The organism is Variovorax sp. P5_A3 (assembly GCF_056400665.1).
On the sequence record NZ_JBFUKW010000036.1, the window covers coordinates 31822 to 51030 of the forward strand.

The 19209-nt window shown below is 67.3% G+C and carries 18 protein-coding genes; 4 read left to right on the forward strand and 14 right to left on the reverse strand.

Annotated elements, in window-relative coordinates:
* Positions 1-6: 6 nt before the first annotated feature.
* Positions 7-2139, reverse strand: a complete 2133-nt coding sequence (locus tag AC1D3B_RS33065) for a KGGVGR-motif variant AAA ATPase (protein ID WP_478194908.1) — start codon at positions 2137-2139, stop codon at positions 7-9.
* Positions 2140-2145: 6 nt separating this feature from the next.
* A complete protein-coding gene (locus AC1D3B_RS33070; protein WP_478194909.1) occupies positions 2146-2787 on the reverse strand; it encodes a toll/interleukin-1 receptor domain-containing protein in 642 nt (213 codons plus the stop codon).
* Between the two features lie 247 nt (positions 2788-3034).
* Between AC1D3B_RS33070 and atpE the strand changes: the two genes are divergently transcribed.
* Positions 3035-3277 (forward strand): F0F1 ATP synthase subunit C, encoded by a 243-nt coding sequence (gene atpE / locus AC1D3B_RS33075; protein WP_478127401.1) that lies wholly within the window; start codon positions 3035-3037, stop codon positions 3275-3277.
* 9 nt (positions 3278-3286) lie between these two features.
* Here atpE and AC1D3B_RS33080 read toward each other — a convergent pair whose 3' ends face one another.
* Both AC1D3B_RS33080 and AC1D3B_RS33085 read right to left on the reverse strand, forming a co-directional pair.
* Entirely contained in the window at positions 3287-4399 is a 1113-nt protein-coding gene (locus AC1D3B_RS33080; protein ID WP_478194910.1) for an NADH:flavin oxidoreductase/NADH oxidase, read from the reverse strand.
* A 30-nt stretch (positions 4400-4429) separates the two neighbouring features.
* The gene (locus AC1D3B_RS33085; protein WP_478194911.1) at positions 4430-5347 is read right to left on the reverse strand and encodes an acyl-CoA thioesterase; all 918 of its coding nucleotides are present in this window, start codon (positions 5345-5347) and stop codon (positions 4430-4432) included.
* 177 nt (positions 5348-5524) lie between these two features.
* On the opposite strand from AC1D3B_RS33085, the gene AC1D3B_RS33090 reads away from it, so the two are divergent.
* On the forward strand, positions 5525-6415 hold the full coding sequence (locus tag AC1D3B_RS33090) for a hypothetical protein (RefSeq protein WP_478194912.1): 891 nt from the start codon (positions 5525-5527) through the stop codon (positions 6413-6415).
* Between the two features lie 12 nt (positions 6416-6427).
* Here AC1D3B_RS33090 and AC1D3B_RS33095 read toward each other — a convergent pair whose 3' ends face one another.
* The 6 genes from AC1D3B_RS33095 to gtdA all read right to left on the reverse strand — a co-directional run bounded on the left by AC1D3B_RS33095 (position 6428) and on the right by gtdA (position 13083).
* Positions 6428-7774: an FAD-dependent oxidoreductase gene (locus tag AC1D3B_RS33095; protein ID WP_478194913.1), complete on the reverse strand. Its 1347-nt coding sequence runs from the start codon at positions 7772-7774 to the stop codon at positions 6428-6430.
* Positions 7775-7900: 126 nt separating this feature from the next.
* On the reverse strand, positions 7901-8875 hold the full coding sequence (locus tag AC1D3B_RS33100; protein ID WP_478194914.1) for a Bug family tripartite tricarboxylate transporter substrate binding protein: 975 nt from the start codon (positions 8873-8875) through the stop codon (positions 7901-7903).
* Positions 8876-8951: 76 nt separating this feature from the next.
* Positions 8952-9935, reverse strand: a complete 984-nt coding sequence (locus tag AC1D3B_RS33105) for a Bug family tripartite tricarboxylate transporter substrate binding protein (protein ID WP_478194915.1) — start codon at positions 9933-9935, stop codon at positions 8952-8954.
* A 48-nt stretch (positions 9936-9983) separates the two neighbouring features.
* A complete protein-coding gene (locus AC1D3B_RS33110) occupies positions 9984-11204 on the reverse strand; it encodes a 3-hydroxybenzoate 6-monooxygenase (RefSeq protein WP_478194916.1) in 1221 nt (406 codons plus the stop codon).
* 25 nt (positions 11205-11229) lie between these two features.
* On the reverse strand, positions 11230-11934 hold the full coding sequence (locus AC1D3B_RS33115) for a fumarylacetoacetate hydrolase family protein (RefSeq protein WP_478194917.1): 705 nt from the start codon (positions 11932-11934) through the stop codon (positions 11230-11232).
* Between the two features lie 78 nt (positions 11935-12012).
* On the reverse strand, positions 12013-13083 hold the full coding sequence (gtdA, locus tag AC1D3B_RS33120; protein WP_478194918.1) for a gentisate 1,2-dioxygenase: 1071 nt from the start codon (positions 13081-13083) through the stop codon (positions 12013-12015).
* A gap of 132 nt (positions 13084-13215) precedes the next feature.
* Here gtdA and AC1D3B_RS33125 point away from each other — a divergent pair, with 132 nt between their 5' ends.
* The gene (locus tag AC1D3B_RS33125) at positions 13216-14130 is read left to right on the forward strand and encodes a LysR family transcriptional regulator (RefSeq protein ID WP_478194919.1); all 915 of its coding nucleotides are present in this window, start codon (positions 13216-13218) and stop codon (positions 14128-14130) included.
* Between the two features lie 44 nt (positions 14131-14174).
* A complete protein-coding gene (locus tag AC1D3B_RS33130) occupies positions 14175-14621 on the forward strand; it encodes an acyl-CoA thioesterase (protein WP_478194920.1) in 447 nt (148 codons plus the stop codon).
* Between the two features lie 42 nt (positions 14622-14663).
* On the opposite strand, the gene fahA is transcribed toward AC1D3B_RS33130, so the two are convergent.
* The 4 genes from fahA to AC1D3B_RS33150 are packed head-to-tail and all read right to left on the reverse strand — an operon-like array spanning position 14664 to position 19132.
* Positions 14664-15938, reverse strand: coding sequence for a fumarylacetoacetase (fahA, locus tag AC1D3B_RS33135; RefSeq protein WP_478194921.1), 1275 nt, complete (start codon positions 15936-15938; stop codon positions 14664-14666).
* The gene (gene hmgA, locus AC1D3B_RS33140) at positions 15935-17236 is read right to left on the reverse strand and encodes a homogentisate 1,2-dioxygenase (protein ID WP_478194922.1); all 1302 of its coding nucleotides are present in this window, start codon (positions 17234-17236) and stop codon (positions 15935-15937) included. Before hmgA ends, fahA begins: the two co-directional genes overlap by 4 nt.
* A gap of 20 nt (positions 17237-17256) precedes the next feature.
* The gene (locus AC1D3B_RS33145) at positions 17257-17448 is read right to left on the reverse strand and encodes a DUF2783 domain-containing protein (RefSeq protein WP_478194923.1); all 192 of its coding nucleotides are present in this window, start codon (positions 17446-17448) and stop codon (positions 17257-17259) included.
* Positions 17449-17452: 4 nt separating this feature from the next.
* Positions 17453-19132, reverse strand: coding sequence for an FAD-dependent oxidoreductase (locus tag AC1D3B_RS33150; protein WP_478194924.1), 1680 nt, complete (start codon positions 19130-19132; stop codon positions 17453-17455).
* Positions 19133-19209 lie beyond the last annotated feature (77 nt).

A 19209-nucleotide genomic window follows, 5' to 3' on the forward strand; every position in this document is an offset into this window, starting at 1 on the left:
CCGCGGCTACTGCTTCCGATAGTTGGCCGGCGGCGCCTGGGGCGGAATGGCCGGCACCGTCTTCTGCTCCTGCGGGCCCGCAGTGCCTACACGCACATTCACCCTCGTGCCGGCCGTGACCAGGCTACCCGGCACAGGCAACTGCCCGATCACCGAACCCGGCGGCGGCGGCGTCGGATCGACGGCACCTGTCGCCGCATCGATCACGACGAGGCCGAGTCCGCGTTCGTCCGCGAGCTGCACCACCCTGCGGATGTCCAGGCCCGCGAAATCCGGGACGACCACTGGCACGACGGCGTTCGGTACCTGCGCGGAGTTGTTCGGGGAGGCGGACGGATACGACGCCTCTCCGCGCTGGCCTGAACGCGAGGACAGCAGGACCCCCGCGCCCACGATGATCACCGCCGAGACGGCGATCGACGCCGCCAGCCCCCACCAACCCATCGACCGCGGTGCAGAGGCCAGCACCGCCCCACCAGGCTGCGAGACGAACTTGCGTTCGGCGACGCTTTCCACCTGCGACAGCAGTGCATCCCAGTCGCGCCGGCCGTCGCGCGAGAGATCGATGGCCTGGTAGTTCCGGTACTCCAGCGGAGGGTAGGCGCCGTCGAGCAGCACGGGCACCAGCACGCCGCGTCGCCCGCCTTCGCTCGCTTCGAGCTTGACGAAGTCCGACCCGACCGAGGCCTTGGACCACAGCACGATCACGACGTCCGATGCGTCCAGCGCGTCCGCGATCGCCCTCTGGAAATTGACCCCCGGCTTGATGTCGCGATCGAGGAAGACTTCATACCCGTGCTGGCGCAGCATCAGGTCGGCCTTTCGCGCGTGGGCGATGTCGGGCGGCGCGTAGCTGATGAAGACGCGCTTGCCCCTGGACGCCGGCGGCGTCGGGGGCGCGAGCGACGCCGGCTGCGGATCGGCGAACGGATCGTCCGCCACCATGCTGCCCGATGGCGGCACGGCAACCGGGACCGTTCCCGCCTGCACAGGCATCGGCGGCTGAGGCGGCAGCGGAGCGAAGCCACCCGACATCGGCACGGACGACGGTGCCTGCGGCATCGACGTCGTGATCGGCGAACTGCCCCGCGGCACGATCATCGTGACCGGCGAGTCCTGCGCCATCCACGGCGGGATGTCCGCCAGCAAGCGGTCGACGAAGACCCGGTAGCTGTTCGCGAGCGAGAGTCGCTCGCTGCTCATCTGCCGGACCGAGATCACTTCGCCATAGGCGACATCCGCCGATTGCTGGATCTGTACATCGTCGAAGTAGGCGCCCAGGTCGCAGTTCTTCAGCGCATAGCAGTCCTTCAGCAGGTTCTGGAACATCGGTTGGTAGCCCGCCACGCCCGCATCCAGGTTGCCGTAGCGCCAATGCGCGTTGAGCCGCTCCATCGAGACTTCGATGCGGGAGGGCAGCGGATAGACCAGCAACGGCCGCAGATCGTCCGAGCCCAGCCGGTACGAGGTGGCGCGCACGACCAGCTCGCGCACACCGGTGAGGCTCTGGCGGTTCGGCGTGAAGACCACGACCAGCTTCTCGGGCAGCAGCGAGGTGCAGATGCCGCTGATGTCGGTGACGCCGGTGCGCGAATCGACCAGGACGTAGCGGTAGCGCAAGCCCAGCGCCTCCGCGACCCTGCGATAGATGCCCGGGGCGCGCTTGAACAGCCCTTCCCAGTCGAAGGTGTTGACCCGGCGCGAGTACAGCCCGTCGTCGTTGCGCCCGGCGCGGATGATGTGGATGTTCGGCACCTCGGTGTCGCCGATGAAGTCGCCGACATCGATGCGCGACATCGCCGTTTCCACGGCCTCCTCGGCTTCATCCGCGGACGCCGGCTGCGCCTCGGGCAGCGCCTCGCGGATCGCGATGAAGAGATCGATCAGGCCCCGTTCGGCGCCGAGGCCGGTGTCGAGCGCGGGACCCCGCGATCGCAGCCGTGCCGGAAGGAACTGGTGCAGGCCGGGCGCTTCCAGGTCCCAGTCCACCACCAGCACCTTCTCGCCGGGATCGCCGCTCACGCGCTCGGCCAGCACGCAGGCCGTGTTGGCTAGCGCCATCGTGCGGCCGGTGCCGCCCTTGTACGAATAGAAGGTGATGATGCTGCCGGGGGTCCGCGCTGGTGCGGCGCTCGTCATGTCCGTCTAGCGGTTCGGAAAGCTGGGCTGCCACGCCGCCGCCTTCGCCGCGGCCATCGGCCGCCAGGGCGCGACATCGGCTTCCGCCGGCAGACTGAAGGCCATGCACTCCTTGCAGGGATCGTCGCCGGCCGTGCTGAAGGCCTTGAAGTGCTCGTAGATCTGCTGGGCGATCTCCTGGATGCGCGCAACGAAATCCGGGTTGCGACTCATCTCCTGAGTGGCCAGGGTGAAGTGCGAGAAATCGATCGCCTGCCGCCCCTGCTGGATGCGCGCCGGCAAATCCTTGAAGCCGCGCAGCACGACCGGGATGATCAGCCCGCGCGGCTCGCCATCGGCGAGGAGCGACAACCGCCGCGCCTCCAGCCGGACCATGGCCTCGAACTCACGGCCGCAGTAGGGACGGCGCTCGTAGACCGGCGAATAGACCACCACCATGCAGACGCTCTGGCAGATGGCCTGCGCGAGCGCCTCGTTGTACATGTAGCTTGCCTTGAGGCGGTCGCTGTCGACGTACACCTCTTCTTCCATGTACGGTTCAAGGTAGGCCTTCAGCGCTTCCTTGAACTGATCGATGAACGTCTTGACGAGCGCCTGTTCGCCGTGGCTGTAGCTGATGAAGCAGGCGTACTTGAATCCACTGGACATTGCGCGCGACCCCGCAAGGGGAAAGGTGGAGGCCGGGACAGGATAGTCCCTTCATTTCGGGACGACAACACGACCTTCGGCAAGCGCAACCCGACTTTCGGCAGAGGCGCGCGGCGCGGCGCCATCACCTCGGAGGTCATCGACCGCGCGCACCCATCCGGCGACAGTGGTGTCAGGCCGAAACCGACGGGGTGACGGCAGCAACCGGGCCGGACCTCCGGCCCACTGAAACCAGAGAAAGCGAATCATGAACGGCTTCGACATCCTCCCCCTCGCAGTGGCCCTGCTGATCGGCATCGCGGCGGTGGGCTCATGCATCGGCATCGGCATCGTCGGGTCGAAGCTCCTCGAAGGCACGGCGCGTCAGCCGGAGCTCAAGGACACGCTGCAGACCCTGTTCTTCCTGATCGCGGGCGTGACCGACGGGGCCTTCATCATCGCGACCGGCATCGGCCTCTGGTTCGCGACCGCCAACCCCTTCAGGGGCTGACGCATGCGCTCATCGCTGACCGATGCGGGCGTCGCCGAACAGCGCCTTGAGATCGCGCGGCTGAGAGCGCCAGTACTGCGGCGGCGCGTCGATCTGTGCCCCCAGTTCGGCGGCCGCACGCCACGGCCAGTGCGGCTCGAACAGGATCGCGCGGGCCAGCGCCACCAGGTCGGCCTGGCCTTCAGCGAGAATGGCCTCGGCCTGCGCAGGTTCCGTGACGAGACCCACCGCGATGGTCGGCAAGCCGACCGCCGCCTTGATGCGCGCGGCCAGCGGCACCTGGTAGCCCGGCGACAGCGGAATCTTCTGCATCGGTGACACGCCGCCCGAGGACACGTGCATGAAGCTGCAACCGCGCTGCGCGAGCGCCTTCGCGAACACCATGCTTTGCTCGACATCCCATCCGCCGTCGACCCAGTCCGTGGCCGAGATGCGCACGCCGATCGGCATCCGTGGTGACGCGGCGGCGCGCACCGCCTCGAACACTTCCAGCGGAAATCGCATGCGGTTCTCGAGCGAGCCGCCGTAGGCATCGTCGCGCCGGTTCGAGATCGGCGACAGGAACTGGTGCAGGAGGTAGCCGTGCGCGGCGTGCAGCTCGATCGCATCGAGGCCCAGGGCGTCCGCACGCTCTGCCGCACGCACATAGGCCGCCTTCACGCTTGCCAGCCCTTCGGCATCGAGCGCCACCGGTGGCGGCTCTCCCGGCGCATGCGGGATCGCGGACGGCGCCACCGTCTGCCACGCGCCTTCGCTGGGCGTCAGGCATTGCCCGCCTTCCCACGGCACGCGGCTGGATGCCTTGCGCCCCGCATGCCCGAGCTGGATGGCGACCGGAATGCGGGAGTACCGGCGGATGGCGGCCAGCACGCGCGCCAGCGCCGCCTGGTTGTCGTCGGTGTACAGGCCAAGGTCGCCGAGGGTGATGCGCCCTGCCTCCTCCACCGCCGTCGCCTCGATGGTGAGCATGCCGGCGCCGGACAGCGCGAGCTGCCCCAGATGGATCATGTGCCAGTCGCCCGCGCTGCCGTTCTCGGCCGAGTACTGGCACATGGGCGCAATGACGATCCGGTTGCGAAGCTGAAGCGGCCCCAGGGCGTAGGGCGAGAACAGGACACTCATGGGCGGCAACCGTGGAGGTGGAGGTCCCCGTTATATCGGTGCCGCGCCCCCCGCGCTCGACGAGGGGCTTCCCTCGCGCAGGATGCGCAGCATGCCTTCCTGCGCGGTCGACGCCACGAGCCGGCCGTCGCGGGTGAAGATGCTGCCGCGGCACAGCCCGCGCGCGCCGCTCGCGCTCGGCGAGTCGAGGCTGTAGAGCAGCCAGTCGTCCATCCGGAAATCGCGGTGGAACCACATCGCATGGTCGAGGCTGGCGGGGCGCACCCTGCCGCTCATGAAACTCAGGCCATGGGGCAGCATGGCAGCGCGCAGCAGGCCGTGATCGGACGCATAGGCCAACAGCGCACGGTGCACGTTGGGATCGTCCGGCAGCGGCGCGATGGCGCGCATCCAGATGGCGCTTTCCGGGGGGCGTGGGTCGGGCGCGAGCAGATCGTCGGGCTCGACGCGGCGGTACTCGATGCCGTGCGGTTGCAGGCCCTTGACCCGCCAGCGCTCTGGCAGGCGCTCGCCGAGGGCGATGCGCTGGTCCAGTTCGCTCGGCAAGCCCTCGGGGCCGGCCGCCTCTGGCATCGGAAGCTGGTGGTCGATGCCAACGTCGACCGTCTGGAATGACGCGGACATCTCGAAGATGATCCGCTCCCCCTGCCGCGCGACCACGTGCCGCGTGGTGAAGCTGCGGCCGTCGCGCACGCGGTCGACCGCGTACTCGATGGGTGCGTGCTCTCCGGGCAGGAGGAAGTAGGCGTGCATCGAGTGCGCCGGGCGATCGGCCGCGACGGTCCGGCTTGCCGCCATCAGCGCCTGCCCGAGCACCTGCCCACCGAAAACTGCCGGCGTGCCGATGTCCTCGCTCTGGGCGAGGAAACGGTCGTTGCCGAGCGGTTCGAGGCGCATCAGTTCGACGAGTTCGTCGACGAGGCGGGCGGCGGTGGCGGAATCGGTCATCGGGAGACTGCGTTTGCAGGCGCTGGGAGAGCCTGCAACGATAGCAAAGAGACGGCCGCGGTGGTGTCCCGCGGCTGTCAGTAGCCGCTACTGCCAATACGCCGCCTTGCCGAACCGTCGCCATTCAGGCAAATTGCGATGACATCGCCTGTTCGATTCCTCAACCAGGAGACTCACTTGGCTCAAAGTCGCGTCGTGGTTCGTCTTGGCGAGGTCAAGAATTCATGTTTCGTCGTGATGCCGTTCCACCCCCTTTTCGGCAAACAGTACGACACCGTCATTCGTCCCGCCATTGAAGGCGCCGGCCTGACTTGCATCCGAGGCGACGAGATCTATGCGCAGCAATCCATCGTCCAAGACATCTGGGCATCCATCCGCGAAGCACGACTCGTCGTCGCCGAGCTTTCCGGTCGCAATCCGAATGTCATGTACGAGGTAGGCCTGGCACACGCAATCGGCAAACCCATCATCCTGCTCACCCGGAACCAGGAAGACGTTCCCTTCGATCTCAAGGCCCTGCGCTACGTGTTCTACGACACAAACAATCCCGAGTGGGGGCCAGATCTGCGCGGCGATCTGTCCAAGGCCATCGGCAAGGTCATCGAGAGTGCCGGCCTGGGGGCCCACTTGAATGACATCAAGGTCGAGTCGACCATGCCGACTGCGCCGCAAGGCCCGATGGAGTCTGCAGCTCTTGCGGCGCCCTCGCTCAACGTCGGCGGCGTATGGCAAGGCCAATGGACCAGCGTGCGACTCCAGATCGAGCACAGGGCGACGCTGGTCATTCCGGCATCGCACGGAAGCTCCTTCGTGGCCTCCCTCACTGTCGAGTACGAGAGATCTGGAAAGCAAACCATCGTGGAAGAGACCCTCAGCGCGACCATTGACGCGGAGGCCATTTCGCTGGTCGGCGTCAGCTACACCTATGTCCAGCAAGGGGCTTCGTCTTCCTACTCACTCGACAGCTTCCACCTTGACGTAGCGGGTGATCGAAAGACCATGAAGGGGCAGGCGCTTTTGTCCCACGGTGTTCGCGACGTCGTTTTCACCCGCATTCGTTCGGCGTAGCGGAGCGACTTCTCAACGGTCAAGATCCGCGCCGTCGGCGACCAGCGTCTGCTGAAGCTTGGCGACATCGAACGCCGCAAAGCTCCCGCTACCCAACGTCGCCGCGGCAGTGCCCGCGGCCTGGCCCATCACGAAGCAGCCGCCGCTGGCGCGCGCCGCGGATTGGCCTTCGTGCGTCATCGACGCGCAGCGCCCTGCCACCAGCAGGTTGTCCACGCCACGCGGCACCAGCATCCGCCAGGGCAACTGGTTGTAGGTGCGCTTGTCATCTCGCGGGAAAGCCCATTCGATCTTGCCCGCGGCATGCATCTCCATCGGCCAGGCGTTGATGCCGATGCTGTCGTCGAAGCTCGCGGATGACAGGATGTCCTCGCCCGTCAGCGCATAGAGGCCTTCGATGCGACGCGTCTCGCGGATACCGACCTGCGGTGCAATCTCCACGATCGCCGATTGCTCGAAGCCCGGCACCTCGGCCTTGAGGAAGCGGAAGTACTCGCCGATTTGGCGGCGGCCTTCGATCTCGCCGTCGCTGAGCTGGCGCGCATCGACGCCGTTCATCGCGCCTCCCTCGGCGTTGCGGATCTGCGTGACGTTGGCGCGCCACTCGCGCGGATCGATCTGCGGGCGAAGGATCGCGCCTTCGCGCGGGAAGCGGTATGCCTCCGGATCACGCTCGCGCGCCTTCGCCATCAGGTCGTTGATGGCCTTGAATTCGCCCACGGCTGCCAGCGCGCGCGGCGCATCGACATGGCCGACGCGGAACATGGTGGACGGAAAGAGCCCGCTCCCATGGCCGTCGCCGACCGCGAATGGCACGCCTGCGAAGGCCGCGACGTCGGCATCGCCGCTGCCGTCGACGAAGGCATTCGCTCGGATCGCCTGCCGTCCCGACTTGGTCTCGACCACCAGCGCGGCAATGCGGCTGCCCTCCATCACGACGGCTGAAGCCAGGGCGTGAAACAGCAAGTCGACACCGGCATCGAGCAGCAACTGATCGGCGGCGCACTTGTAGACCGAGGTGTCGTAGGATCGAACGCGAATGCGGCCCTGCATGCCATCCTGCGGCTTGTTGAGGCCACCCATCGCATCGATGCGCGCAAGCAGGTCGTCGGCGACGCCGTGCACCAGTTGCGTCATCTCGCCATTGCGCTTGCCATAGAGGCCCGCGAAATTGGTGACGCCGCCGGCAGTGCCCATGCCGCCAAGAAAGCCGTAGCGCTCGACCAGCAGCGTGTGAGCCCCATGGCGCGCAGCGCTCACGCTCGCCGCGATGCCGGCCGGCCCACCGCCGACCACGACGACGTCGTACTCGCCGAAGACCGGCAGATCGCGCGCAGGTTCACGAATGATCGAATTCATATCAACAGTTCCATAGGCCCTGCGCTTTCGGGGAACACCCCGGAACCGGCTTCGCCGGGCCGCCGGTGTTGCCCCCGGCAGGGGGTGGGCGGCTACACGAAGTGAGCAAGCCTGGGGGCGAGCCAGCTACTGGAGTTTTATGCCGTTGGTGGAAATGATCTTGCTCATGATCGCGGACTCTTCCTTCACGCGCGCACGCATGCCGTCCGGCGAAGTCCCCACCGCCTGCCAGCCTTGCTCGAACAGCTTCTGGCGCACCTCGGGCGACTTCATGATGATCGCGAGTTCCTTCGAGATGCGGTCCTGCGCGGTCTTCGAAAGGTTCGCGGGGCCGAGCAGCGCCGTCCACACCTCGAGGTTGAAATCGCGCACGCCTGCATCCGACAGCGGCGGCACGTCCGGTGCCAAGGTGCTGCGGCCGCTGGTGAGGCCGACGGCCTTGACCTTGCCGGCCTTGATCTGTGGCAGCGCCACGCCAGGCGGGATGAGCGCCATCTGGATCTGGTTGCCGATGAGGTCCGTCATGACCTGCGGGTTGCCCTGGTAAGGCACGTGCTCGGCCTTGAGCCCCGGCACCTTGCTCTTGAGCAGTTCCATGCCCAGGTGGCCGACCGAGCCGACGCCGACCGAGCCGTAGCTCCACTTGTCGCCGCCCTTGCGCGCCGCGTCGAAGAAGGCGGTGCCGGTGGGCAGGCTGTTTTGCGACACGAGCACCAGCGGCGCGGTGGCGATCAGCGAGAGGTAGGTGAAGTCCTTCGCCGGGTCGTAGGGCAGCTTGGGGTACAGCATCTTCGACGAGGTCAGGTTGCCGTTGATGACGATGCCAAGGGTGTGGTCGTCGGTCGCCTTGGCCACCTGGTCGGCCGCGATGTTGCCGGATGCGCCGGGCTTGTTGTCGACCACCACCGGCTGTCCGAGCGCCTTGGACAGTGGCTCGGCGATGGTGCGCGCCGCGATGTCGGGCGTCGATCCGCCGGGGAAGCCGACGACGAGGCGGATCGGCTTGGTGGGCCATGTGCCTTGCGCCGAGGCGATCATCGGCAACGCGCCCGCGGCCAGGCCGCAGGCAGCGATCAGGAGGACTCTCTTGGATGCGTGCATAGGGGAAATGAAGCGGGGAAAAGTCGAAAGGGAGGAAACGAAGGATAAGCCCCGCGTGTAACAAGACGTCATGGCATCAATCGAGGCTGATGTTTCCCCGGCGAACCAGTTCGCCGTAGATCTTCGACTTGGCTTCGGCATTTCGCTCGATCTCCTCCGGCGACCACGCCAGCGGCTCGAAGGCGAAGGTGTCGAAGCGCGCGCGGATCTCGGGGTCGGCGATGACCTTGGCAACATCGGCGTTGATGCGGGCCTTGATCGCCGGCGGCACGCCCTTGGGCGTCAGCAGCGACACGAAGGAATTCACATCCAGGCTGGCAGGGCCGCCGGCCTCGGCCATGGTGGGCACGTCCGGCATCTGCGGAATGCGCTTGGGCGCCGCGATCGCGATGTAGCGCAGCTTGCCGGCCTTGTAGATGCCCTGGCTCGACGGAAGGCTCGCGAAGCTCCACTGCACCTCGCCCGAACCGACGTTGGCAAACAGCTGCGACACCTCGCGATAAGGCACGTGCTGCATGTGCGTGCCGGTCAGGGCTTCGAGCTGCTGGCCGCCGAGATGGCCGGGGCTGCCGACGCCCCACGATCCGTAGCTGACCTGCCCCGGCTTTTCCTTCGCCGATGCGATGAGGTCCGTCATGTTCTTCCACTTCGAATCGGTCGGCACCGCGACGAAGAAGGGCGTGCGGAACAGCGACGCCACCGGATCGAAATGCTGCAGGGTCACGAAATTGCGCGACTTGTAGAGGTGCGGCAGCGCCGCGATGTGCTCGCTGTCGAGCTGCAGCAGCGTGTAGCCGTCCGGCGCCGCGCGACGCGCCTGCTCGATGGCGATGAAGCCGCCGCCGCCCGGCTTGTTGTCGACCAGCACGCGCTGGTTCCACAGCCGGCCCAGCTTGTCCGAGACCAGGCGCAGCACCGCATCGGGCCCGCTGCCGGCGGCAAAGGGCGTGACGATGGTGACGGGCTTGCTCGGGAAGTCCGAGGCCGGCGACTGCGCGGATGCAGTCACGGCCAGCAGTGCTGCGGCGGTGCCGGCAATCAGCGAGAGGATGGATTTCATGAAGGGCTTGTCTCCGGGTTGGATAGGGGGTGTGCGCAAGTATCGTTGTCAGGCGCTTGCGAGCTGGGCATCGGCGAGACACTGCGCCGGGTTCCACGCATAAAGCCATTCGACCGCGTCGTAGAAGCGCTCCGGCGAGCGGCCGGTCCACAGGCTGTTGCGCACGAGCCGCTCGACGCCCTTCGCGTGATAGAGGCGCCCCATCTCGCGCACCGACAGCACTACGCGCGCCGTGCGCGGAATGCGTGCCGAAGCATAGAGGCGGAAGGCCGCAGGCAGGTCGAAGTCACAGGCCTCGACGGCCTTGCCGAGGGTCACTGCATCCTCCAGTGCCATGCAGGCGCCCTGCGCGAGGTACTGCATCATCGGATGGGCCGCATCGCCCAGCAGCGTGGCGGGGCCCTCGCTCCAGTTCGCCACCGGATCGCGGTCGGCGGTGCTCCAGCGACGCCACGACGTGGGGCGGTCCAGCAGCTGGCGCGGCCGCGCGTGCACGCCCTCGAAGTACGACAGCACTTCCTTCTTGCTGCCATCGCTCACGCCCCATTGCTCGCGATCGCGGCTGTGGAAGGTCACGACCAGGTTGTATTGCTCGCCGTGGCGCAGCGGGTAGTGCACCAGATGGCAGTTGGGTCCAGCCCAGACCACGGGCGCGTTCCAGCGCAGGTCCTCCGGCATGTCGGCTGCCGGCACCACCGCGCGGTAGACGACGTGGCCCGACACGCGCGGCGCATCACCGATGAGCTTCGCGCGGACCACGGACTTGACGCCATCGCAGCCGACGATCGCATCCGCACTGAATCGACGGCCGTCGCGCGTGACAGCAGTCACGCCGCGATTGCCGATGTCGAGCGCTTCGACCTGCGCCGAGGTGTGGAAGCGGATCAGCGGATGCTGCCTGACCGCCTCGTGGATCGCGCCGTGCAGGTCCGCACGATGGCTCACGGCATACGGGTTGCCGAAGCGCGCGCGGAAGGCCTCGCCCACCGGCACCGAGGCGACCTCGCTGCAGTCGACGGCATCCATCATCACGAGCCGGTCGGTGAACACGGAGCCGCGCCGAACCGCTTCGCCGACGCCCAGCGCATCCAGAGCGGCGAAGGCGTTCGGTCCGAGCTGCAGCCCTGCGCCGATCTCGCCGATGGCCGCGCTCTGCTCCAGCAGATCGATCGACATGCCAAGGCGCGCGAGCGCCAGTGCAGCCGCCATGCCGCCGATGCCGCCGCCGACCAGCAGCACGGTGGGTCTTGCCTTGGATGTCGAACGCATGATGTGTGCCTCCAGTGGCGAGATATCAGTCGACGCGGACTGCGATCGACTCCAGCCCGTCGATGCGCACGCTCATCGTCTGCCCGGGCTTCACTGCGCCCACGCCTTCAGGCGTGCCCGTGAAGATCAGGTCGCCAGGCTGCAGCGCGAAGAGGGTCGAGAGATTGGCGATGACCTCGCTCACCGACCAGATCAGGTTGCGGATATTGCTCTTCTGGCGGACCTCGCCGTCGACTTCGAGCACGATCTCGCCGTCCTTCAGCTCGCCCATCGCCGCACGCGGTCGCACCACGCCCACCGGCGCCGAGAAGTCGAAGGCCTTGCCGATCTCCCAGGGCCGGCCCTGCTCGCGCATCTTCATCTGCAAGTCGCGACGCGTCATGTCGAGGCCGACCGCGTAGCCGTAGATGTGCTTGGCCGCGTCGTCGATCGCGATGTCGCGACCGCCCTGGCCGATCAGCACGACCAGTTCGGCCTCGTAGTGGTAGTTGGCCGTCTGGCCGGGATACGGAATGCTCACGGTCTTCCCGGCTGGCACCGGCACGATCGAGGCGTCATCGTTCGGCTTGCAGAAGAAGAAGGGCGGCTCGCGGTCAGGATCGAAGCCCATCTCGCGTGCATGCGCCGCATAGTTGCGGCCCACGCAGTACACGCGGCGGACGGGAAACAGATCGGCCGAGCCGGCGATAGGAAGACCGACAACGGCCGGAGGGGAGACAACAAAAGACATGAGAACTCCTGCCGCGACTTGCGGCACATTGATCAAGAAAAGCAAGGCGAAAGGCAGGCCGCCGACGGCGGCCGCGGTTCAACCCTCGTCGAGAAAGGCTTCGCGCAGCACGCCCATGGCCTGCTGGACCGGTCGATCCGAAAAGCTGAACAGGACGGTCTCTTCGCTCGCCGACAGGCGCAGCGGCGCCCACGACGGGACGACGAAGGTGTCGCGCGGTCCGAAGGCGAAGCGCTGCCCGCCGATCTTCGCGACGCCGCGGCCTTCGACCACGCTGTAGATGGCGCCATCGGTGGCCCGGTGCGTCTTGCCCGCAAAGCCGGCCGGCAGCAGTTGAAGGTTCGTCGCGATCGTCGGCATCGGCGAGCCGCCGGTCAGCGGGTTGATGTAGCGCAGCTTGTGGCCGAGCCAGGCGTCCGGCGCTTCCTGCCTCTGCAACTGTGCGAGCGCCTCGCGGCTGCGCGCATAGGGGTAGTTGAAGATCGGCGAGGTCGGCGCGCCGTGGTCGTGCCGCACGGGCACCATGTTGTGGCCGAAACGCGCCAGGCTGTGGCCTTCGGGTCGCGCGACATGCTGCACCTTGGCGTCGTCGTTCTCGGCAAAGCCGGCGTCGAAGAAGCGGATCATCGGGATGTCGAGGCCGTCCAGCCACACCACCGGTTCGCTCACGCCTTCGATGCCTTCGTTGCCGTGGTCATGCCAGGCCCAGGACGGCGTGATGATGAAGTCGCCCGGGTACATGGTGGTGCGCTCGCCCCCCACGGTGGTGTACGCCCCCTTGCCATCGACGATGAAGCGCAGCGCGGACTGCACGTGGCGGTGCGAGGGCGCCACTTCCCCCGGCATGATGAGCTGCAGCCCGGCATAGAGCGACTGCGTGATCGACGAGCGGCCCGGGATGGCCGGGTTCTCCAGCACCAGCACGCGGCGAACGGCCTCCTCGGCGGTGATGAGTTCGGCCGATTCCATCAGCAGCGGGCGAATCTCGTCGTAGCGCCACAGCGCGGGCACGCACGGCGTCTGGGGCTCCCGCGGCACCAGCGCATGGAGGGATTCCCAGAGGGGCGTCAGATTGAGCGGACGGATCCGGTCGTAGTAGGCACGGCGTTCGGCGGCGTCGGTGTGCGCTGCCTTCTGGGCGGTATTCATGGGGCTTGTCTCCTGGCGGTGGGCCGTCGATGCGCCGATTGTTGGACGCCCCCACTATTTGTTCAAGACCTGCACCCAATACCCGGAATATCGTTTTTCGATAATGGGCGGCGTACTTCCGAAGGAAATCCGATGTCCAAGCTCGATCTCGAATGGCTCGCCGTGTTCGACGAGGTCTACAAGACCGGCAGCGTCTCGAAGGCCGCCGACCGCCTGGGCATGGCGCAGGCGGCGGCCAGCACCATGCTGAACAAGCTGCGTGCGCACTTCGACGACCGGCTCTTCGCGCGCACGGCGCAAGGCATGCAGCCCACGCCCTACGCCCAGCGGCTGGTCGTCCACGTGCGCGAGGTGCTCTCGCAGCTCGACCAGGCGCGCGGCAGCCGAAGCGCCTTCGATCCGGGCGACGCGAGGCGCAACTTCCGCATCTGCATGACCGACATCAGCGAAGTGGTGCTGCTGCCGGCCTTGCTGGACCACCTCCGGCGCGTCGCCCCGGGCGTGCACATCGAGACCGAGATCATCTCCACCGAAAGCGGGCGCCGCCTGGAGGACGGAGAGGTCGACCTGGCGGTGGGCTTCATGCCGCAGCTCGACGCGGGCTTCTATCAGCAGACGCTGTTCATGCAGAACTTCGTCTGCCTGGTGGCGCGGAACCATCCACGCATCGGCGCACGCCTGACGCGCAAGCGCTTCGAGGCCGAGGCGCACGCGGTGATCTCGTCCTCCGGCACGGGCCACACCATCGTCGACAAGACGATTACCCGGCTGGGGCTGGAGCGCAACGTGGTGGCGCGGCTGTCCAGCTTCCTGAGCGTGGCACGGATCGTGGCGCATACCGAGATGATCGTGATCGTGCCGCGCATCCTCGGGGAGGTGCTGGTGACGCAGGAGCCGGTCCGGCTGCTCGACCCGCCCTTCGCGCTGCCGCCCTACGCCGTCAAGCAGCACTGGCACGAGCGCTTCCACGCGGACGCAGGCAACGCGTGGCTGCGGCGCACGGTGTCGCAACTCTTTGGGCCAAAGACTGGCGCGGCGCTCGCATAATTGGCACGGGCGCCCCACCGATCAACTCATCGCCCAGGCATCTCATGTCTTCGATCACATTGCGCTTCCTTGCGGAACCCAGCACCGTCAACTTCGGCGGCAAGGTCCACGGCGGCACCGTCATGAAGTGGATCGACGAAGCCGGCTACGCCTGCGCGACCAGCTGGTCCAAGCGCTATTGCGTGACCGTCTTCATCGGCAGCATCCGTTTCCACCGCCCGATCATGATTGGCGACCTGGTCGAGGTCGAGGCGCGGCTGGCCTACACGGGCAACAGCAGCATGAACATCTCGGTCGAGGTGCGCAGCGGCGACATGAAGGGCGGCGAGATGCAGAAGACCACCGAGTGCCTGGTCGTCTTCGTCTCGGTCGATTCGCACGGGCGCACGCTGCCCGTCGACAGCTTCACGCCCGGCACGCCGGGTGAAATGGCGCTGGCCGAACGGGCGCGGGCGCACCTGGAAGCTTCCCGGGCGGCCGCCGCCGGCTGAACGGGGAACAAAAAGCAATGCGACCTGGCGAGCCGCGCTTCCTCAGGCAGCGGGCAGGACCGTCCCGCTGACTTCGCCCAGCCCGATGCGCACCGCCCCGTCGCGCTCGCAGTAGCCGCGCAGGCTCAGGGTGTCGCCGTCTTCCAGAAAGGTGCGGCGCTCGCCGTTGGGCAAAGTGATCGGCTGCTTGCCGCCCATCGTGAGTTCGAGCAGCGAGCCGGCTTCGTCCGCCTTCGGGCCCGACAGCGTGCCGGAGCCGAGCAGGTCGCCCGGTTGCAGGTTGCAGCCGTTCACGGTGTGGTGCGTGACCAGCTGCGCGGCCGTCCAGTAGGCCGCCTGCGTGGTGTTGCCGCGCGTGAGGCGCACGGCGCCCTCGCCGGCTTCGCGCATCTTCGCGGTCTGCAGCCAGACTTCGAGGGTGGTGTCGAGCGCGCCGGCTTCGCGGTTGGCGGGCGAATCGAGGTAGGGCAGAGGCTGGGGGTCACCGGCCGGGCGCTCGAACTTCGCCCTGAAAGGCGCGAGCGCCTCCATCGTCACGATCCAGGGCGACAGCGTGCTCGCGAAGTTCTTCGACAGGAAGGGGCCGAGCGGCTGGTACTCCCAGGCCTGCAGGTCGCGCGCCGACCAGTCGTTGAGCAGCGTCACGCCGAACAGGTGCTGTTCGGCATCGCCGATCGCGATCGGCTCGCCGAGCGCATTGCCCTGCCCGACGACGAAGCCCAGCTCCAGCTCGTAGTCCAGCCGCTTCGAAGGCCCGAAGCTCGGCGATTCGGCATCTGGCGCCTTGGTCTGGCCCTGGGGGCGCTTGAAGCGCTGGCCGCTTGCGGCGATCGACGATGCGCGACCGTGGTAGCCGATCGGCACCCACTTGTAGTTGGGCATCAGCGGCTGGTCCGGGCGGAAGAGCTTGCCGACGGTGGTGGCGTGGTGGATGCCGGTGTAGAAGTCGGTGTAGTCGCCGATGCGGCAGGGGACGGTCAGGTCGACGGCTGACTGTGCGAACAGGGCCTTGCTCCAGGCCGCCTGCTGGGCGCTGCCTTCGCGCAAGCCTTCAGAGATGGCGGCACGCAGCGCTCGCCATTCGGCGGTGTTCTGCGCCAGCAGCACGTTCATGTCGTCGGTATCGATGAGCCCCGTGGCCTTCAGGTCAAGCACCTGATCACCGATGGCGACACCGATGCGGAAGGCTTCGCTGCTTCCGGCGGGCCTGAAGCGGCCGAATGGCAGGTTCTGGATCGGGAAGTCGTTGCCAGCTTCGTTGGCCGAGGCCACCCAACTGCGCAGCTTGGGGTCGTGGGTTGCGTTCAATGTGTTCATGGCTTGTATTTGTCTTTGAGGCCGGCCCAGCAGTCGGCATAGTTGTCGTCGAGCGCGGGGCTTTGCATCGCGAACTCGGTGGGGATGAAGCGGTAGCGGCTCTCGAACATGAAGGCCAGCGTGTTGTCGAGCTTTTGCGGCTTGAGGTCGCTGTGGCTCGCTTTGTCGAAGGCTTCCTCGTCCGGGCCGTGCGGCACCATGCAGTTGTGCAGGCTCGCGCCCCCGGGCTTGAAGCCGCCGGGCTTGGCGTCGTATTCGCCGTAGACCAGCCCCATGAATTCGCTCATGAGGTTGCGGTGGTACCAGGGCGGACGGAAGGTGTCTTCCATCACCAGCCAGCGCGGCGGAAAGATCACGAAGTCGCAGTTGGCCGTGCCGGGCGTGTCGCTCGGCGAGGTGAGCACGGTGAAGATCGACGGGTCCGGATGGTCGAAGCTGATCGAGCCGATGGTCATGAAATGCGCCGTGTCGTACTTCACCGGCGACAGGTTGCCGTGCCATGCGACGACGTTGAAGGGCGAATGCTTCGTTGGCGCCGACCAGAAGCGTCCGCTCGCCTTCTTGACCAGCTCGTAGCCGACGCTCGCATCCTCGAGTGCTGCCACCGGGGCCTGGAAGTCGCGCGAGTTGGCCAGGCCGTTGGAACCGATCGGACCCAACTCCGGCAGACGAAACTGCGCGCCGTAGTTCTCGCAGAGGTAGCCGCGGGACAGACCGTCGGGCAAGGCAACCTTGAACACCACGCCGCGCGGCACCAGCGCGATCTCGCCGGGCTTGACTTCGAGCACACCCATCTCGGTGGTGATCACCAGCCGGCCCTGCTGCGGCACGAAGAGCATCTCGCCGTCGGCATTGACCACTGCGCGGCGCTCCATCGACCGGCTCGCAAGATAGACGTGCGCAGCGACGCCGGTCTGCGCCTCGGCATCACCGTTGGCGGCCAGCGTATGGACGCCATCGATGAAATCGACGTCGGCGTTGTCCAGCGGAATCGGCGCCCAGCGCAGCGGCTCGGGCGGCAGCGCGATCTCGCGATCGGCGCCGGTCTTCCAGTTTGCCTGCGCATAGGCCTTGTAGCGGCCGGACACCACCGAGGGCTGGCGCCGGTACATCCAGGTGCGTCGGTTCTCGTGGCGCGGCGCGGTGAAGGCGGTGCCCGAGATCAGTTCCGGATACAGGTCGAAGGGCGCGCGCTGCGGGCTGTTGCGGCCCTGCGGCAAGGCGCCGGGGACGGCCTCGGTGGCGTACTCGTTGCCGAAGCCGCTCTGGTAGCGGAGATCGGCGGATGCATTCGTCATGGTGTCCTCTCTCTTGGATTTCAGCGGGATGGCGCGGCGGCCTCGAAAGCCTGGCGCAGCACAGCGGTCGTGCCGATGTGGTTGGCCAGCACGAGCACCAGGCGCGCGTTGAAGGCGTGGCTCTCTTCGGTCGACAGGCCCTGGTGCGCTTCGATCAGCGCCTCGTAGAAATCGTCGGGCGCGTCGAGGTTGGGGGTGGTGATCAGGTCCATCGCTTCATGCCTTTGCCAGCGCACGGTCGCGCGCCGCGCGCACGGCTTCGGGGGTGGGATTCCGCCAGCGCGCGCACACGTGCTGGTCGGGGCGCAGCAGGTAGACGGTGCCGGGCTGCGCGTCGTAGCGCTTCGCGGCGAGCTCGCCCTCGCCGGTGGCGGCGACACGCACGATGTGCAGCGGCACGTCGGCTTGTGCCAGCGCGCGCAGGCTGCGCTCCGCGGCACCGCCTTCGCCGAAGACTGCGGCGGTGAAGCACGTCCTGCCTTCGGATGGCGCCGCGCAGAGTTCGCGCAGCAGCCAGCCGGCGCTGCCGTCGTCGCGCATGACCGGCGCGTCGGTGGCCGGTGCGCCGGGCACCACCGGGCCGGCGAAGGCATCGACATCGGCCGTGTTCAGCGAAGAGCCATGCAGCGTGCTCGGGATCGACAAGCGGCCGCTGTTCACCAGGGCGCGCGCGAAAGCGTGGCGCTTGGAGAGTTCGAGCACCGCGTCGCGGAAGAGGCGGCTGACTTCGCTCTTGGGCGTGATGAAGTCGGTGGCGCGGGTCGAGTGGCGGATGTTCTCGTCGGCCGCGTATTCACGTTCGCTCGCGTAGCTGTCGAGCAGCGCGTCGGGCGCTTCGTGCCGGAGCACGGCGGCGAGTTTCCACGCGAGGTTGTCGGCATCCTGCACGCCGGAGTTCGCGCCGCGTGCGCCGAAGGGCGACACGCCGTGCGCCGAGTCACCCGCGAACAGCACGCGCCCGTGGCGGAAGTGTTCCATGCGCTGGCAGGCAAAGGTGTAGACGCTGGCCCAGCCGATCTTGAACTGCACCTCCTCGTGGCCGATGCTGTCGAGCAAGGCCCGCACGCGCGGAATGATGTTCTCGTGCTTGCGCTCTTCCACCGGATCGGCGTCCCAGCCGAGCTGGAAGTCGACGCGCCACATGCCGTCGGCCTGCTTGTGCAGGAGCACGCTCTGGCCAGGATGGAAGGACGGATCGAACCAGAAGCGACGCTCGGTCGGCAGGTCGGCGTCCATGGTCACGTCGGCGATCAGGAAGCGGTCGCGGAACACGCGGCCCTTCGCTTCCTGCCCTAGCAACTGCCGCAGGTTGGAGCGTGAGCCGTCGCAGGCGGCGACATAGTCGCCGGCGATCTGGTAGTTGCCTTGGGGCGTCTCGATGGTCAGCAGGGCGTGGTCCGCGGCCTGCTCGACGCCGACCACCTTGTTGTTCCAACGCAGGTCGATCAGCGGCAGTTCGGCCGCGCGCTCGGACAAGTAGCCCTCGACGTAGTACTGCTGCAGGTTGATGAAGGCCGGCCGCTCGTGCCCGGCCTCCGGCAGCAGGTCGAAGTCATAGACCTGCTCGTCGCGGAAGAACACCCTGCCGACCTTCCACGAGACGCCCTTGGCCACCATGCGGTCGGCGCAGCCGAGGCGGTCGAAGACTTCCAGCGTGCGCTTGGCAAAGCAGATGGCGCGCGAGCCGGTCGAGAGCGTGCAGTCGTTGTCGAGCAGCACCACCGGGATGTGCCGTTGCGCGAGGTCGATCGCGAGCGCGAGGCCCACCGGGCCCGCGCCGACGACCACGACGGGATGGCGGGCCGGCGATGCGGCGTCCTGGTCCGCGTGGCGGCGGTAGTCGAAGCGCAGCGACTGGTAGTCGGGCTGCGCCGTGCCTGATGCAAGTGTTTCCACGGTCTCCGTCTCCTTGTCTTTCTCCTTCCCCCTCTGGGGGAAGGCCGGGATGGGGGCACGCAGCGCCACCATCGAGC

What these genes read in the sequence shown, in the direction of transcription:
- AC1D3B_RS33100 (WP_478194914.1), bottom strand. Translation starts at nt 8,875, where the DNA reads ATGCACGCATCCAAGAGAGTCCTCCTGATCGCTGCCTGCGGCCTGGCC.
- AC1D3B_RS33070 (WP_478194909.1), bottom strand. Translation starts at nt 2,787, where the DNA reads ATGTCCAGTGGATTCAAGTACGCCTGCTTCATCAGCTACAGCCACGGC.
- AC1D3B_RS33085 (WP_478194911.1), bottom strand. Translation starts at nt 5,347, where the DNA reads ATGACCGATTCCGCCACCGCCGCCCGCCTCGTCGACGAACTCGTCGAA.
- fahA (WP_478194921.1), bottom strand. Translation starts at nt 15,938, where the DNA reads ATGAACACATTGAACGCAACCCACGACCCCAAGCTGCGCAGTTGGGTG.
- hmgA (WP_478194922.1), bottom strand. Translation starts at nt 17,236, where the DNA reads ATGACGAATGCATCCGCCGATCTCCGCTACCAGAGCGGCTTCGGCAAC.
- AC1D3B_RS33080 (WP_478194910.1), bottom strand. Translation starts at nt 4,399, where the DNA reads ATGAGTGTCCTGTTCTCGCCCTACGCCCTGGGGCCGCTTCAGCTTCGC.
- AC1D3B_RS33130 (WP_478194920.1), top strand. Translation starts at nt 14,175, where the DNA reads ATGTCTTCGATCACATTGCGCTTCCTTGCGGAACCCAGCACCGTCAAC.
- AC1D3B_RS33110 (WP_478194916.1), bottom strand. Translation starts at nt 11,204, where the DNA reads ATGCGTTCGACATCCAAGGCAAGACCCACCGTGCTGCTGGTCGGCGGC.
- AC1D3B_RS33095 (WP_478194913.1), bottom strand. Translation starts at nt 7,774, where the DNA reads ATGAATTCGATCATTCGTGAACCTGCGCGCGATCTGCCGGTCTTCGGC.
- AC1D3B_RS33105 (WP_478194915.1), bottom strand. Translation starts at nt 9,935, where the DNA reads ATGAAATCCATCCTCTCGCTGATTGCCGGCACCGCCGCAGCACTGCTG.
- gtdA (WP_478194918.1), bottom strand. Translation starts at nt 13,083, where the DNA reads ATGAATACCGCCCAGAAGGCAGCGCACACCGACGCCGCCGAACGCCGT.
- AC1D3B_RS33145 (WP_478194923.1), bottom strand. Translation starts at nt 17,448, where the DNA reads ATGGACCTGATCACCACCCCCAACCTCGACGCGCCCGACGATTTCTAC.
- AC1D3B_RS33115 (WP_478194917.1), bottom strand. Translation starts at nt 11,934, where the DNA reads ATGTCTTTTGTTGTCTCCCCTCCGGCCGTTGTCGGTCTTCCTATCGCC.
- atpE (WP_478127401.1), top strand. Translation starts at nt 3,035, where the DNA reads ATGAACGGCTTCGACATCCTCCCCCTCGCAGTGGCCCTGCTGATCGGC.
- AC1D3B_RS33125 (WP_478194919.1), top strand. Translation starts at nt 13,216, where the DNA reads ATGTCCAAGCTCGATCTCGAATGGCTCGCCGTGTTCGACGAGGTCTAC.
- AC1D3B_RS33065 (WP_478194908.1), bottom strand. Translation starts at nt 2,139, where the DNA reads ATGACGAGCGCCGCACCAGCGCGGACCCCCGGCAGCATCATCACCTTC.